At 52.6% G+C, this 16,166-nt stretch carries 14 protein-coding genes; 12 read left to right on the top strand and 2 right to left on the bottom strand.

Features of this window, described 5'->3' with window-relative positions; translation table 11 throughout:
- The first annotated feature begins 63 nt into the window (after positions 1 to 63).
- Both PJDR2_RS19010 and PJDR2_RS19005 read left to right on the top strand, forming a co-directional pair.
- Positions 64 to 975, top strand: coding sequence for a selenium metabolism-associated LysR family transcriptional regulator (locus PJDR2_RS19010; RefSeq protein WP_015845343.1), 912 nt, complete (start codon positions 64 to 66; stop codon positions 973 to 975).
- Positions 966 to 1,826, top strand: coding sequence for a PHP domain-containing protein (locus tag PJDR2_RS19005; protein WP_015845342.1), 861 nt, complete (start codon positions 966 to 968; stop codon positions 1,824 to 1,826). Before PJDR2_RS19010 ends, PJDR2_RS19005 begins: the two co-directional genes overlap by 10 nt.
- Before the next feature lie 62 nt (positions 1,827 to 1,888).
- Here PJDR2_RS19005 and PJDR2_RS19000 read toward each other — a convergent pair whose 3' ends face one another.
- Complete coding sequence (locus PJDR2_RS19000) at positions 1,889 to 2,473, bottom strand: C40 family peptidase (RefSeq protein ID WP_015845341.1); 585 nt, start codon at positions 2,471 to 2,473, stop codon at positions 1,889 to 1,891.
- Between the two features lie 439 nt (positions 2,474 to 2,912).
- Entirely contained in the window at positions 2,913 to 4,652 is a 1,740-nt protein-coding gene (locus PJDR2_RS18995; RefSeq protein WP_015845340.1) for an Rqc2 family fibronectin-binding protein, read from the bottom strand.
- A gap of 157 nt (positions 4,653 to 4,809) precedes the next feature.
- On the opposite strand from PJDR2_RS18995, the gene PJDR2_RS18990 reads away from it, so the two are divergent.
- From PJDR2_RS18990 to PJDR2_RS18945, 10 genes are all read left to right on the top strand, one after another.
- Positions 4,810 to 7,584, top strand: a complete 2,775-nt coding sequence (locus tag PJDR2_RS18990; protein ID WP_015845339.1) for a calcium-translocating P-type ATPase, SERCA-type — start codon at positions 4,810 to 4,812, stop codon at positions 7,582 to 7,584.
- Between the two features lie 115 nt (positions 7,585 to 7,699).
- A complete protein-coding gene (gene dapF / locus PJDR2_RS18985) occupies positions 7,700 to 8,533 on the top strand; it encodes a diaminopimelate epimerase (RefSeq protein ID WP_041614404.1) in 834 nt (277 codons plus the stop codon).
- Positions 8,534 to 8,545: 12 nt separating this feature from the next.
- Entirely contained in the window at positions 8,546 to 10,444 is a 1,899-nt protein-coding gene (locus PJDR2_RS18980) for a bifunctional homocysteine S-methyltransferase/methylenetetrahydrofolate reductase (RefSeq protein ID WP_015845337.1), read from the top strand.
- A 314-nt stretch (positions 10,445 to 10,758) separates the two neighbouring features.
- Positions 10,759 to 11,019 carry an extracellular matrix/biofilm regulator RemA gene (gene remA / locus PJDR2_RS18975; protein WP_005548256.1) on the top strand — a complete coding sequence of 87 codons (261 nt, stop codon included), beginning with the start codon at positions 10,759 to 10,761 and terminating at the stop codon, positions 11,017 to 11,019.
- 13 nt (positions 11,020 to 11,032) lie between these two features.
- Positions 11,033 to 11,650, top strand: coding sequence for a guanylate kinase (gmk, locus tag PJDR2_RS18970; RefSeq protein WP_015845336.1), 618 nt, complete (start codon positions 11,033 to 11,035; stop codon positions 11,648 to 11,650).
- Between the two features lie 17 nt (positions 11,651 to 11,667).
- Positions 11,668 to 11,877, top strand: coding sequence for a DNA-directed RNA polymerase subunit omega (gene rpoZ / locus PJDR2_RS18965; protein WP_015845335.1), 210 nt, complete (start codon positions 11,668 to 11,670; stop codon positions 11,875 to 11,877).
- Between the two features lie 306 nt (positions 11,878 to 12,183).
- Complete coding sequence (locus PJDR2_RS18960) at positions 12,184 to 12,942, top strand: DeoR/GlpR family DNA-binding transcription regulator (protein WP_015845334.1); 759 nt, start codon at positions 12,184 to 12,186, stop codon at positions 12,940 to 12,942.
- A gap of 28 nt (positions 12,943 to 12,970) precedes the next feature.
- Positions 12,971 to 13,699 (top strand): (Fe-S)-binding protein, encoded by a 729-nt coding sequence (locus tag PJDR2_RS18955; RefSeq protein ID WP_015845333.1) that lies wholly within the window; start codon positions 12,971 to 12,973, stop codon positions 13,697 to 13,699.
- Positions 13,696 to 15,210, top strand: a complete 1,515-nt coding sequence (locus tag PJDR2_RS18950) for a LutB/LldF family L-lactate oxidation iron-sulfur protein (RefSeq protein WP_015845332.1) — start codon at positions 13,696 to 13,698, stop codon at positions 15,208 to 15,210. The genes PJDR2_RS18955 and PJDR2_RS18950 overlap by 4 nt, the downstream gene beginning before the upstream one ends.
- Positions 15,203 to 15,943, top strand: a complete 741-nt coding sequence (locus tag PJDR2_RS18945) for a LutC/YkgG family protein (RefSeq protein WP_015845331.1) — start codon at positions 15,203 to 15,205, stop codon at positions 15,941 to 15,943. The genes PJDR2_RS18950 and PJDR2_RS18945 overlap by 8 nt, the downstream gene beginning before the upstream one ends.
- The last annotated feature ends 223 nt before the right edge of the window (positions 15,944 to 16,166 follow it).

Genomic DNA, 16,166 nt, shown 5'->3' with positions numbered 1-16,166 from the left:
GCTGCGCTTTTTTACGTGCATTTGTAGTATAATAACCGCTAAGAAGAGAGGATGGTCGGACAGATGGCGCTTAATTTTCATCAATTGCATATTTTTTATACGGTAGCGGAACGTGGCAGCTTCTCTGCGGCCGCCCAATCGCTGCATATGACTCAGCCGGCCGTGACCATGCAGGTGCAATCGCTGGAGGACTATTTCGGGACAAAGCTGCTGCAGCGGTCTACCAAACGGATCGACTTGACGGAAGCCGGAAAGGCGTTGATGCCTTACGCGCGGAGAAGCATCGAGCTGATCCGCGATACGGATCAAGCGATGTCGGCGTTTACCAAGCAGCTTAAGGGACGGCTTCAGCTTGGCGCCAGCCTGACGATTGGAGAATACATTTTGCCGCGTCTGCTCGGTCCGTTCGGACAGACGTTTCCGGAAATATCGATCAGCATGAAGGTAATGAATACCGCTCAAATCATTGAAGAGATTATCAATCATCAGCTGACATTCGGATTGATTGAAGCTCCAGTTAACCACCCGGATATGCAGATGGAGGCCGTCATGAGCGACGAGCTCAAGCTGATCGTTCCGAAAGATCATCCGCTGTCGAAGCGGCAGAAGGTTCTGTTGGATGAAGTGGCAGATTATCCTTTTGTCGTCCGTGAACAGGGCTCCGGTACGCGATTAGTAATGGAGGAGCAGCTTAAACGGAAAAAGATCGATCCGGCCGACCTGAAGATTGTGATGGAGCTGGGCAGTACGGGCGCGGTGAAGTCGGCGGTTGAAGCCGGTCTTGGCGTTTCCTTTGTCTCCGAATCGTCGGTAAAGCATGAGGTAGCGCTGGGGCTTCTGCATGTGATTCCGATTGAAGATACCCGGTTCAAACGGCAGTTCTACTCGATTTATTTGAAATCCACGCTTCTGCCGATATCGGCAGTTACGTTCCTCACCTTTTTAAGAGAGAAGGATTTGCAGCAATGGTTATAGGAAAAGCGGATTTGCACAATCATACGACCGCTTCGGACGGAACGATGCCGCCTGCAGCCGTTGTTGCCCGTGCGAAGGCGGCGGGGCTAGCGGCTGTTGCCATCACTGATCACGATACGATGGCAGGAGTTGAGGAAGCGCTCGCAGCGGGACAAAAGCTGGGGATTACCGTTGTGCCCGGGGTAGAGCTAAGCACAATTGCTGATGGACGCGAAATTCATATTTTGGCCTATTACCCGGACTGGCGTAATGAGCTATGGCAGGAACGTCTAGCCGGTCTCCGGGCGACACGCGGTACGCGGAATGAGATGATTGTAGAATGGTTAGTCCAGCTCGGAATTCCCGTTACGATGCAAGAGGTCGAGCAAATTGCTGCCGAGCAGGCTTTAGCCGGAGGCGGCAGAGGCAAAGGGAAAACGATTGGTCGGCCGCATATTGCGGAGCTTTTAATCCGAAAAGGTGCCGTTGCAACGATGGCTGAAGCATTTGACCGGTATTTGGGGGAAGCCGGCGCCGCGTACGTGAATCCTCCGCGTATCCATCCGTTCGAGGCAGTCGAATGGATACGCGAAGCGGGAGGGACAAGCGTAATCGCGCATCCGGGCTTGTATGGCCGGGATGATCTGGTCGAGCGGCTGATCGCGAAGGGTGTTCAAGGAATCGAGGTTTACCACTCCGACCATGGACCTGAGGAAGAACGTCGTTACGCGGAGCTGGCAAGGAATCACGGACTTATAATGACCGGCGGCTCGGACTTCCACGGGGAGCGTCAGGGCGAGATATTCCACGGCGAGATTGGCAGCAGAACCGTTGATGCGGCGGTGCTGGACCAGCTTCGCAAGGATAGATAGCTTCCACGAAAAATAGCGGTGCAGGGGAGATATCCCTGCACCGCTATTTCTATATATTGCCGTTAGTTAACGATTCTCTTCGCGTAAACCAGCGAAGACGCAAACCATGTGCCTTCCATTTTTTCGTAAGTTACTTTACCTCGTCCACCGCCGGCTTGGAGGATGTAGTGCTTGCCGTTAACCACGCCCGCATAAATGCCGACATGGCCGCCGCCGCCGCTAGTAGAGCGGTTTAATGATCCGTCACCCGGATCGGCCGAATTTTTAAAGAACAACAAGTCTCCGACTTTCAGGTTTTTGTATTTATTTTTGGAGTCAACGATAACTTGCTTGCCGATGCTGCTGCTATAGCGCTGCGTGCGGGAAGCGCTGGAAAATTTGATCCCGAGCGTGCTGCTGTATACCCAGGAAGTAAAGTTCGAGCAGTCAAACCCGTAACCGGCCTTCTGCGTGCCGTAGCGCCATTTTACGCCAAGCTGGGTTTTGCCTTTCGTAATCAGTTTGCTAAGCTGCGTGCTTTGGGTAGAGGTTGCTGCTGCCGCTTTAGGAGTAGTTACTCCAAGCGCAGGGGCTTGTACGGCACCGGTTAATGCGATAACGCCTGCCAAGGTGATAATTCCTTTTTTGAAGATCTTGTTTTTAGTCATGTATGTATTCCTCCCAATGGTTTTTTTGTGCAAGAAAGCGTGTAGTCTGCCAGCACAAGTTTTGTTTGGCACTTTTAATACTAATGACTTTTTAAGGGGGTAGTCAGCTAATAAAAGTTACCAATTCCATAGAAAAGGACTAAAATAAATATTTTTTTATAAACCCTTATTTCACCTTTAAAACAAAAATTTCTAATAAAACAAATAATAATCGCGTAACTAGACATAAAAGTAATAAAAAATAACCGTTAGTCGTCTATATTTATATAGTTAAGTATGATTAGGTAATTTAAGGTTCCCGGATTTATCGGATTGGGCCATTATTCCAGAGAAGGTTAGCGAAGGATTTAAGGTTCGTTAAAGATTTCTAATTTAGGATAGATCGAGCAAAAAACGAAAAAGCAGCCCGCCTCAGGCTGAGGACGGACTGCTTTTTCGTTTAATTCACGCTGCGGGATGGCATGGCTTTAATCCGCTGCTCATCGGGAGTAATAAACAGAGTCTTCTGATGATCATAGATAACAAAGCCGGGTTTCGATCCGCTTGGCTTGCGTACATGGCGGATAAACGTGTAATCCACGGGAATCAGGCTGGATTCCCTTGCCTGGCTGTAATAGCCGGATAGCATAGCTGCTTCTTCCAAGGTGGCATCCCCAAAGTCGCCTCCGCGGATAACGACATGGGAGCCCGGAATATCCTTCGTATGAAGCCACACATCCGAAGGGGATGCAAGGCGGTTCGTTAAATATTCATTCTGCGTATTGTTCTTGCCGACATAGATGCTGACGCCTTCGGAGGAGGTATAGCAAATCAAGGTTGGGCGAGCCGGCTTTTTCCGTTTTGGTCCGCGCTTCACTCTGCTGCGAAGATAGCCTTGCTCCACAAGCTCATCCCTAATCTCCTCGATATCGGCAAGCGAAGCATTGTCCAGTTGCTGGAGCAGAGTTTCCATATACGATATCTCGCCTTGGGCGATCGCCATTTGCTCTTCAACCACGGCAATACTGTTCTTCTGCTTCGTGTATTTGCGGAAATACCGCTGCGCATTATCCGACGGCGTAAGCTGCGGATCCAGATCAATCGCGACCGTTGCCTGTTCTTCATCATAGAAGTTGATGAGTTCAACCGTTGTGTCCCCGCGGTTGATTTGATGCATGTAAGCTGTTAGCAGCTCGCCTAGCACGCGGTATTTATCGGCATCCTGTGCTTCCTCGACCGTTTCCCTCAGCTTCTCTATCTTCTTCTCGTTTTTGACTTTCTCATTCTGGACGAATCGGATGAGATCCAAAGCACGCTGTTTGACCGTATCCCGTTCCGCTTTATTGCCGTAAAAGGCTTCCAGGCATTCGCTGATTGAAGCAAAATACTCGGAAGAACCTTGCACATGGGTTAGCGGAGTTATAGAGAAATAGGATTTGCCATTGGCATCCACCGCTATGGTTGGTTCGTAGACATGTGCCCGAACATCGTTCATAAGCGCCTGAAAGCTGTTCCAGAGGCTGCCGTTTCCGTTCTCCGCACGGAATACGATCTCTTTGGCGAGCAAAGGGCTTAGTCCGCTGAACGTCTGAACAAGCTGCCGCTGCGGCGGTAAGGGTTCGGCGGTTTCGGCAGTATGCTGCTCGAGTGCGTCCAGGAATTCTTTTTCGCTTGCCATGGCAAGCGGATCGGTCTTTGCTTGATCAGGCGGGGCGGTGTATTTGCTGCCCGGCATAACAATCCGGTATGTACTGATGGCAGGCGTTACATGATGGATGCCGTCATGAATGGTACCGGTTGAGGGGTCCAGCAAAATAATGTTGCTGTGACGACCCATAATTTCAATAATGATCGTCTTAAGCGAAATATCGCCAAGCTCATCGCGGTGCCGGACGTCGATATGAATAATCCGTTCGCGTCCGATTTGTTTGACTGCTTCAATGGTCGCGCCTTCGCAATATTTGCGCATCAGCATGCAGAACATCGGTGCTTCCAGCGGATTTACGTAAGAAGCATTCGTCCAGTGAACGCGCGGATACGTAGGATTGGCGGACAAGAGCAGTTTGCCCTGCGCCCCCGCGCCGCGGATGCTGAATACGAGATCATTGTCCGTCGGCTGGTGAATTTTATGAATGCGAGCGCCTATGCAGCGCTGAAGCTCTTCAACTACTGCGTGAATAACAATGCCGTCTAAGGCCATGAGGGTTAAGTCTCCTTTATCAATGTCTTTCTCTATCATGCCATAGTTAAACCAAAAACTTAAGTCTTTAAGTGGGATATTTTGCAGTTTGTCCGAATACATTTAGGCTTGAGAGGCTGTCCGAGAGCGCTCGGCATATACGGGAGGGAGTCGTACAATGGAACAATTGAAATGGCACCAAATGGAAGCGGGCGAACTGGCGAATAAGCTGGGCAGCTCGCTTGCGCAAGGGCTGTCTGCATCGGAAGCAGAAGACAGGCTGTCGAAGAACGGGCGAAACGAACTGGCGGAGGGCGAGCGTATTTCCCCGGTTGTGCTTTTCCTGAATCAATTCAAGGATTTTATGGTGCTTGTGCTAATGGGCGCTACTCTCATATCGGGGCTCTTGGGCGAATATTTGGATGCCGTGACGATTGTGGCCATTATCGCGATTAATGCGATATTGGGCTTCATTCAGGAATTCCGTGCGGAGAAATCCCTTAGTGCCCTCAAGGAACTGTCAGCGCCTACGGCAAAAGTTATTCGCGGCGGACAGCAATTGATGATTGCAGCCAAAGAGCTTGTTAACGGTGATGTTCTGCTGCTCGAAAGCGGCGACCGCATTCCGGCCGACATCCGGCTGATTGAAGCAAACAGCTGCTATGCCGAGGAATCTGCCTTGACGGGCGAATCGGTGCCGGTCGGCAAGCATGCCGCAGCTATTCACGAAGAAGACCTGCCGCTGGGCGACCAACGGAATTTGGGCTTTATGGGCACCATGCTTACCCGCGGGACAGCCAAAGGGGTTGTTGTCCGGACGGGCATGGAAACGGAAATGGGTAAAATCGCGGGACTCATTCAGCAGACCGAATCAATGGAAACGCCGCTTCAGCACAGACTGGAGCAGCTTGGCAAAATATTAATCGCCGTTGCGATCGGACTTACGATTATGGTCGTTGTTGCCGGCATTCTGCATGGACAGCCTGCCTACGGCATGTTCCTCGCCGGTGTCAGCCTGGCCGTAGCGGCTATTCCGGAAGGGCTCCCGGCCATCGTTACGATTGCGCTTGCCCTTGGCGTACAGCGGATGATTAAACGGAAGGCGATTGTCCGCAAGCTGCCTTCCGTGGAAACGTTAGGCTGTGCTTCGGTTATCTGCTCCGACAAGACGGGCACGCTGACGCAAAATAAAATGACCGTCACGAACATTTGGCTGGGCGGCCGTCATCTCCAGGTGACGGGCGAAGGCTATGAGCCGGTTGGAGCTGCTTTTGAGGATGGCGCCATGGTAGAAGTGAAGCATGATATCTCCCTCAAACGTCTCCTGCAAGTATCGGCGCTTTGCAATAACGCGACTATTACGCAGGCGGAACAGCAGGAATCGAAGAAACGGAAAAGCAAAGAGGCACAGGAAGAATGGGTACTGAAAGGAGACCCGACGGAAGGCGCTCTTACCGTACTGTCCGCTAAGCTTGGGATGTCCGCGAAATCGCTGGAAGGCTTATATAAGAGGGAAAAGGAATTTCCGTTTGATTCCGAACGGAAGCGGATGAGCGTTCTTGTCTCGCACCAGGGAGGCAAGGTTGTGTATACGAAAGGCGCTTCCGATATGCTGATGGATCATTGCAGCTACGTGTTATGGGACGGCAAGGTTGTGCCGTTTACCGCAACGCTCAAGAAAAAATGCGCGGATGCCGCGGAAGAAATGGCGCAAAACGCTCTGCGCGTGCTTGGCCTAGCTTACCGGGATATCCGCAGCGGCGAAACGACGGAGACGGAAAGCGATGTGGAATGCCAGCTTGTATTTGTCGGCTTGACCGGGATGATCGACCCGCCGCGCCGCGAGGTGCGCGATGCGATTGCGACCTGCCGCAGGGCAGGCATCAAGACGGTGATGATCACGGGTGATCATCAATTGACCGCTGAAGCTATCGCTCACCAGCTTGGCATCATGCCGCGCGGCGGCGTAGCGCTTAGCGGCAGCCAATTGGAAAATATGACGGATGATCAGCTCGACAAGCATGTCGACAACATCTATGTCTTCGCCCGCGTATCGCCGGAGCATAAGCTGCGGATCGTTAAGTCGCTGCAGAGACGAGGGCATGTGGTTGCCATGACCGGCGACGGCGTTAACGATGCACCGGCAATTAAAGCAGCCGATATCGGCATTGCAATGGGCATTACCGGCACGGATGTCTCGAAGGAAGCTTCCGCGCTTGTATTAAGTGACGACAACTTTGCAACGATCGTGTCGGCCATCGAAGAAGGCCGGAGCATTTATGAGAATATCCGCAAGTTCATCCGTTACCTGCTGGCATCCAACGTCGGCGAGATTCTGACGATGTTCCTGGCGATGATGGCGGGCCTTCCGCTTCCGCTCGTGCCGATTCAGATCTTGTGGGTTAACCTTGTGACGGACGGCTTGCCGGCTATGGCGCTGGGGGTCGACCAGGCGGAGAAAGACTTGATGCAGCAGAAGCCGCGCTCGGCCAAGGAAAGCGTATTTGCGAGACGGCTGGGCTGGAAAATCATCAGCCGCGGCGTATTGATCGGGGTATGTACGCTAGGCGCCTTCTGGATTACGTTAAAACTTGCTCCGGGTACAGCCGCAGAGCAGCTTACCAAGGCGCAGACGGTCGCTTTTGCCACGTTGGTATTGGCCCAGCTCATTCACGTCTTTGACTGCCGCAGCTCGCGTTCCATCTTCCATCGCAACCTGTTCCAGAACCGTTACCTGGTGCTGGCCGTTCTATCGTCCTTGATCCTGATGATCGGGGTGCTCTACATTCCGATGCTTCAGCCGATCTTCAAGACGGTACCGCTCAATTTCCGCGAATGGTGTCTGGTATTTGTGGCCGCCGGCATTCCAACCTTCCTGATGGGTATCGGCAGCGTGCTTGGAACGAGCAAGCCTAAAAGCAAACCGGCAAAAATGGCGTTCAAAAATGTGTAACGAAGTACAAATGATGATCGGAATTATGAATAGCGTTTCCCTTTGCTTTGCGGTATGCTAAGGAAAAATGATAGCTTATTTTATCCATTGGCTGCAGTAAAGGGGGAACACCATGATGAAGTTTACAAAAATGCATGGTTTGGGGAATGATTTTATCGTTATCGCCGGCGAGCAGCAGCTGCCGGGCAATGTAGCGGAGCTGGCGAAAAACCAGTGCAACCGGTTCTTCGGTATCGGCGCTGACGGACTGGTGTACATCCTTCCTTCGGAAGTGGCGGATTTCCGCATGCGCATCATCAACTCCGACGGTTCGGAGGCGGAGCAATGCGGCAACGCGATTCGCTGCGCGGCGAAATACATTTACGATAACGGTCTTACGGATAAAGAGGAGTTAACGATCGAAACGCTTGGCGCCGGTGCGCAGACGGTTCAACTGGAAGTAGCGGACGGCAAAGTTCAGCAGGTTCGCGTTGATATGGGCGCGCCGATTCTGAACGGCCTGCAAGTGCCTACAACGGTTGACGAAGACCGCGTAATCGAGCATCCGATTGAAGTGGACGGCCGCGAATTCCGGTTCACGGCGGTATCGATGGGCAACCCTCATTGCGTGATCTATGTGGACGATGCCGCTAACTTTGATCTTGCAACTTGGGGACCCAAGCTAGAGACTCATCCGATGTTCCCGCGCAAAATCAATGTGGAGTTCGTTACCGTAATCTCCCGCGAGCATGCGGAGATGCGCGTTTGGGAGCGCGGAGCCGGACCAACGCTGGCTTGCGGCACCGGCGCATGCGCAACGGTCGTTTCCTCCGTATTGAACGGCTTAACGGACCGTACTGCGGTTGTAACGCTTAAAGGCGGAGACCTGACGATTGAATGGAACGAAGCAGATAATCATGTTTATATGACTGGACCTGCAGCCGAAGTATACCGCGGCGAATGGAAATAGGGAGAAATGAATATGAAGCCCGATTTAAGAACGAAGCTTAAGCAGCGTATCTTGACCGGGGACGGCGCGATGGGAACCTATCTGTATCAGATGGGGTTCCCTGTCGGCGTTTCTTACGAAGAATTGAATATGACCCGTCCGGATGTCATTGAAGGCGTCCATCGCCGGTACTATGAGGCGGGGGCGCGCGTAATCGAGACCAACACCTTCTCGGCCAATCTGGTCAAGTTGTCTAAATACGGCCTGGAGCCGGATATGGAAGCGATTAACCGTGCCGGGGTGCGGATTGCGAAAGCGGCGGCCGGCGAGGATGCCTACGTGGTTGGCGCTGTTGGCTCGATCCGAGCCGGCAAGCTGAAGGATGTGCGGACATCCGAAGTCAGCCATGCGTTTGAGCGTCAGCTCGACGCTTTGCTTGTTGAAGGCGTGGACGGAATTCTGTTCGAAACGTTTTATGATTTTGACGAAATGCGCCTGGCACTGGGACTTGCCCGCAAGCTGACCCAGCTGCCTGTCATTTGCCAGTTTGCCGCCCAGGATGTCGGACGCACGCAGGACGGTACCGGCTTGCTGGATGCCTTCACTTTATTGAAGGACGAGGGAGCGGATGTTGTCGGTTTCAACTGCCGGAGCGGTCCAAACGGAATTATGCGGGCGGTTGAGTCGATTGGGGGACCGGTAGAGCTCCCGCTATCGATTTTCCCGAACGCGGGTATTCCGGATTATGTTGACGGCAAATACAAGTATTCGGCTGGGCCGGATTATTTTGCCGAGACCGCCCTGCAATTTGCGGACCGCGGCGCGCGGATCATCGGCGGATGCTGCGGAACAACGCCGGAGCACATTGCGGCCATGGCGAAAGCGTTGAAAGATTATAAGCCGCAAAACGGGGCAGCAGCCGTTGCGATAGCCGACTCCCCGGAGGCGGAGATTATCGTAATAGAGGCGGAACCGGCTGAGGTCGTGAAGAATGCTTCCGGGGAGCGGGCGGACACGCCGATTAATTCGGAACCATCGCTGGTGGACACCGTAAGAGTAAGACATGCGGTTATTGTTGAGCTGGATCCTCCGCGCGATCTGGATATTACGAAATTTATGGCTGGAGCAGCAGCCATTAAAGCCTGCGGAGCGGATGCCATTACGATGGCGGACAACTCGCTGGCGGTGACCCGTATGAGCAACCTGGCGCTTGCCGCGCTGGTGAAGGAGCGAATCGGATTGCGGCCGCTCGTCCATATTGCCTGCCGGGACCGCAATCTGATTGGAACGCAGTCGCATCTGATGGGATTGGACGCACTCGGAATCGACCATGTGCTGGCGGTTACCGGCGATCCGGCGCGCTTCGGCGATTTGCCCGATTCCAGTTCGGTATACGATCTGACTTCCTTCGAGATGATCCGAATGACCAAGCAGCTTAACGATGGTATCGCCTTCTCGGGCAAGCCGCTTAAGCAGAAGGCCAAATTCGTCGTTGGCGCTGCGTTTAATCCAAACGTCAAGCATTTGGACAAGGCGGTCCAGCGGCTGGAGAAAAAGATCGCATCCGGCGCGGATTATATCATGACCCAGCCGGTCTATGATCCGGTACTTATTGAGAAAATCGCGGAAGCGACAAAGCATTTGCCTGTTCCCGTGTTCATCGGCATTATGCCGCTTGCGAGCGGGCGCAATGCCGAATACCTGCATAACGAGGTTCCGGGCATTCAATTATCCGACGAAGTACGGAAGCGGATGGCGGGACTTGAGGGTGCGGAGGGACGCGCGGAGGGCGTTCGGATCTCCCGGGAGCTGCTTGATACCGCTATCCGTCATTTCAAGGGCATTTACTTCATGACACCGTTTATGTTCTACGAGATGGCGGCGGAGTTGACGGACTACGTATGGGCGAAAACAGGGGTGCAAAGACGATAAAATAGTCTGTTTTCGCAATTTATCTTGTTTTCTCTTGTTCGTTTCTTCAAAATCCATTAAACTATATAACAATGGATCGGGCTGCCTGTTTGACCGGCTGCATCTTTCCCGGGACAGGCAGTGTCCCCGGAATAGCGGGAACAGGCGTGAAGGCGCGGCGTAGAACGTATGCTCCGGACTTTTTTCGTCAACAATAGTGCAATGGTTCTGTCGTTATTTGGCACGGTGGAGCAATTCATCAGGGTCCAATACATTTATACAAATATATGATTTATACGGGAGTTGCACGAGGAAGACCGGAGGGGGAACCTGACTTGGCTATTAAACTTATTAATATCGGCTTCGGCAATATTGTTTCGGCCAATCGCATTATTTCAATTGTTAGTCCGGAGTCGGCACCAATTAAACGAATTATTCAAGAAGCACGTGACAGACATATGCTGATTGACGCGACTTACGGAAGACGCACGCGTGCTGTCATCATTACGGACAGCGATCATGTCATTTTATCGGCGGTGCAGCCAGAGACAGTTGCGCATCGCTTGTCGACCAAGGATGACGATAACGACGAATAATACGGGGAGTAATATGGATAAGGGATTGTTGATTGTATTGTCCGGACCTTCAGGCGTAGGAAAAGGAACCGTGTGTTCCGTCCTTCGCCAAAAGGTGCCTGAGCTTGTCTATTCCGTTTCTGCTACGACCCGGAAGCCAAGACAAGGCGAAATCGATGGTATTAATTATTTCTTCAAGACGAAAGAGCAGTTCAAGGAGATGATTGCAAAAGACGCACTCCTCGAACATGCCGAATATGTTGGCAATTGCTATGGTACTCCTCGCGATTTTGTGGAGAGTACGCTTGCAAGCGGCAAGGACGTTATTCTGGAGATTGAAGTTCAAGGCGCGTTGAAAGTGAAAGAGAAGTTCCCGGAAGGCGTGTTTGTCTTCCTGCTTCCTCCTTCGCTTGACGAGCTGAAGTCCCGTATTACGGGCAGGGGAACGGAAACCCAGGATACGATCAATAACCGGATGACGGTAGCGGTTGAAGAAATGAACCTGATCCGTCATTATGATTATGCGGTTGTTAACGATGAGATCGACGCCGCGTGCCACCGTATTCAAAGTATTATTACAGCTGAGCATTGCCGGAGAGACCGGTATTATTCCCATCTGGGAGAGCTGTCAGCGGCTATTGAGAAAGTCTGAGCGAGAGGTGAAGAACAATGTTGTATCCATCGATTGATGAAATGGTGAAAAAAGTAGACAGCAAATATTCGCTTGTAGTTGCGGCTTCGAGACGCGCGCGCATGCTGCGTAACGGGGAGAAATCCGAGCTTCGCAACCCGAAATCCCGTAAATTTGTTGGTGTTGCACTGGAAGAGATCTTCCACGACATCGTAATTGTTGAACAAACAATAGATAAAGATGAATAATAAGTTTGATTGAAAATAGGATGGAGCTGATCAGCTCCATCCTATTTTTTTGTTTTTTTGCCGGTTCCGGTCATGTCCGTTTTTGTTTGAAATAACAGTTTTCAAAAATAAACAAACATGTTAACATATAAACAAACAAAAACAAATCTAATCGGAGGGGAAACAAAAATGGCTCGCAAGTTATGGGATTCCTGTTAACCCAACATGTTGTTTCTTCTGGTTCTGATCCTTCGTTGTATAATAAATAGCTTGGCCTTAAAATCGATAGGTATGGAAAAATTGAGAAGAAAGAGAAAGAGGTAGGCTATGCTGGTTGCGGAACGGTACGAAACGATAGTTCGATTGGTGAATGAGCGGGGCAGCATCCGGGTATCGGAGCTGAGCGAGCTTTGCCAGGTTACGGAGGAGACGATCCGACGGGATCTCGACCGCCTGGAACAGGCGGGACGGCTTCGCCGCTCGCATGGCGGCGCGGTCAGCGTGAAGGATGCGCAGCCGGAGACTCCGGTGGCGGAGCGCGAAATTATGCATGCAGACGAGAAGCGACGTATTGCGGAAGAAGCGGTCAAGCTGATTAAGCCGAATGACCGGATTTTGCTGGACGCCAGTTCCACAGCATGGTATATGGCATCGATTCTACCGGATATTTCTCTCACTGTTTTGACCAATTCGATTAAAGTTGCCGTCGCCCTAAGCAATAAGGAGAAGATCGAAGTGATCTCGACCGGCGGCATTCTGGCTTCGCGTTCTTTATCCTATGTAGGGCCGCTCGCGGAACGGTCACTCGAAACCTATCATGTAAACAAGCTGTTTTTATCCTGCAAGGGTGTGCATCTGGAGCGCGGCATCAGCGAATCGAATGAGCTCCAGGCACGCATTAAACATAAGATGCTCGGTATTGCGGAGCAGGTCATCCTGCTTGCGGATTCCAGCAAGTTTGGCGTTCAGGCATTTACCCATGTAGGTGATCTGGCTGAGGTCGACGCCATTATCACGGACCGCCGGCTTTCACAGGAAGCTGCAGCCGGGCTATCCGAGCGTTCAATCCCGGTTACGATGGTTTAACGAATCGATACGTTTGTGAGGTGACGAGGTGAAGGTCTCATTATTTATCACCTGTCTTAGCGACACGATATATCCCCGAGTGGGAGAGGCAATGGTCAGACTTCTGGCCAAGTACGGAATTCAACTGCATTTTCCAACGGTACAAACCTGCTGCGGCCAACCCGCCTTCAACAGCGGTTATTGGAAGGAAGCGCGGGAGAGCGCAAAGACGATTCTCGATGCATTCGAGGACTCGGACTTCGTTATTTCGCCCTCCGGCTCCTGTACGGGCATGATTCATCATTATCCCAAGCTGTTTGAAGCGGATCCGGTTATGCATGAGCGGGCATTGAAGCTTCAACGCAAATCTTATGAATTTACGCAATTTCTAGTTCAAGTGCTTGGCGTAAAAGACGTTGGCGCGGTATTCCCGCACAAAGTAACGTACCATCCTTCCTGTCATGGCAGCAGGCTGCTAGGGATTAAGGAAGAACCGATGGAGCTTATGCGCCATGTGCAGGGGCTTGAGCTTGTTCCGCTTCCTTTCGCGGAGGATTGCTGCGGCTTTGGCGGCACGTTTGCGGTAAAGATGGCCGATATTTCCGGCGCGATGGTAACGGAGAAGGTGGACCATGTGCTGGAGACGGAGGCCGAAGTGCTGGTTGGGCTTGATCTGGCTTGTCTGATGAATATTGCCGGCAACCTGCGGTACCGCAATCAGCCGGTAAAGGTGATGCATTTGGCAGAGCTCTTGTATGAAGGGGTGAAGCAAGCATGAGTACGGCTGGTACGGCATCAACGGTAAAAGAACGCGCAGAATTGGCGCTGAACGACGAGTTCCTGCGCAAAGCGGTCAAGTTCACAACGGAACGTCTTCGGAACGGCAAAAAGCAGGCTTCCGCCGAGCATGGCAATTGGGATGACTGGCGGGAGCGCGGACGGCAAATCCGGCTTCATACGATAGCTCATCTGGATTACTATTTGAATATGTTTGCGAATCAGGCGCGCGCTAACGGCGTGCATGTGCATTTTGCCGAGACGTCTGCCGAAGCGGTGAAGCTGTCTCTTGAGATTGCGCAGCGCAAGCAGGCGAAGTCGGTTGTAAAGTCGAAATCGATGGTTACGGAAGAGCTGCATTTGAATCATGAGCTTGAGTCCATCGGCGTTGAAGCCATCGAAACGGATCTTGGCGAGTATATCATCCAGCTGGCCGGCGAGACGCCTTCCCATATTATTATCCCGGCTATTCACAAGAATCGTTATCAGGTGGCCGATCTTCTGTCTCAGGAAGCGGGCGAGACGCTTGCTCCCGATACATCCATTCTTGCGGGCTTTGTGCGCAAGAAGCTGCGGGAGAAGTTCCTGGAGGCGGATATCGGGATGACCGGCTGCAACTTCGCGATTGCCGAGACCGGCTCGATGGTGCTCTTCGAGAACGAAGGAAACGCACGGATGGTTACAACCGTTCCGAAGACGCAGATTACGCTGATGGGGATGGAGCGGATTATTCCGTCCTGGGCGGATCTGGAGGTTATGGCTACTCTGCTGCCGCGGTCGGCGACAGGGCAGAAGCTGACGGTTTACATGTCCGGCATAACCGGTCCAAGACGCGATGTTGACGCGGACGGACCGGATGAGATGCATATTATTATCGTCGATAACGGACGGTCCCTGCAGCTGGGCGATCCCGAGTTCCAGGAACTCTTGAATTGCATCCGCTGCGGCGCTTGTCTAAACGCTTGTCCGGTGTACCGTCACATCGGCGGACACGCATACGGCGGTACTTACAGCGGTCCTATCGGTGCCGTACTGACTCCTGCATTGCAGAAAAATGTAGCGGAGTGGGACGATATCGCCAACGCATCAAGCTTGTGCGGCGCCTGCTACGAGGCCTGTCCGGTCAAAATTCCGCTTCACGAGATGCTGATTTATTTGCGCCGGCGCAAGCTGGAGCAAGGGCATGGCAATGCGGCAGAGTCGATTGGGATGAAAGGCTTTGCTGCCGTAATGGGCAGCTCGAAGCGTTATGCCGGCCTTGTGAAGCTAGGCAAGCTGGGACAAAAGCTTGTGGTAAGAGACGGGGGAATCCGTCTGAAGCTTGGTCCTCTTAAAGGCTGGAATACGTACCGGGTAACGCCAAGCCTGCCGAAAAAGTCGTTCCGCGAACAATGGGGGACGCTTGAGCAGGAGCTGCGCCATGGATTGAAGGAGGTTGCTCCCGACATGCGCAGCCGGATGGAAGCCATTGTGCAGGGCAGAGACAGCGAGGGAGGCAACGGTCATGGCTAAGCAGGTTGATTCCCATGAGGAGTGGCTGAGGCGGTTAGCGGAAGAATCAAAGCGCAAGCAGGAGACGTTCATGAACGGGATCGCCCAGAAGCTGGGACATCCCCGGATGACTTCGGCGCCGGAGCATCCGTTCCGTGGCGCCCCGGATTTCTGGCAAGCCTTTGAATGGCCGCTTGAGGAGCGCATGGACCGGTTCGAGTCGAACTTCAAGGCAGCCGGCGGGCATGTGGAGCGGCTTGCCGACATGGAAGCGGCTAAGCGGTTTATCGCGGAAAAAGCGGATGCGCTTAGCGCCAAATACGTCATCCGGCAAAATCAGCCGGAGTTAAGCGAGCTTGGACTCGAGGAGGCGCTTGCCGCATCGGGAGCGGAAGTCCGCGTATGGAACAGCGAGGCAGGGGAGAACTGGAGAGCGCGAGCTGCGGAATCGGACTTCGGTATTGTAATTGCCGACTATGCGGCCGCTTATACCGGCTCCGTAACCGTCTTATCCTCGGAGGATAAAGGCCGCTCGGTAAGCCTATTGCCAACGGTATTGTTTGTTCTGATCCCGCTTGAGCGCTTAAAGACGCGACTAGGCGAGATCTTGATAAATTTCGATGAAGCGGGACGCGAGCAGCTGCCGGCCGGGATTCACTTTATTTCCGGTCCAAGCCGTTCGGCCGATATCGAGAATGATTTGACGATCGGCGTCCACGGACCCGGCGTAGTCTATGCTTTGCTGATTGGTTGAATTTGTGCATCCCCTCAAGCTTGGGCTGGCGCTTCTGGCGCCGGATTAGAGCCTGCGGGCTTTATTAGTCATCAGCTTGCACCTCGTCGTTAAGGGACACCGCATCTGTCATTTCTGCGGATCCCGGCGATTTTACATGGCTTAACGATGCGGGGCATCGTTAAGCCTCTTCTTTTTACCCTTTGAAAACTCCTTGGCGATGTGACACGTCGTTAAGCCAGGC

Source organism: Paenibacillus sp. JDR-2 (genome assembly GCF_000023585.1).
Taxonomy (GTDB): Bacteria; Bacillota; Bacilli; order Paenibacillales; family Paenibacillaceae; genus Pristimantibacillus.
The sequence above is the reverse complement of the archived record's forward strand: the minus strand, read 5'-3'. Positions and strand labels throughout refer to the sequence as shown.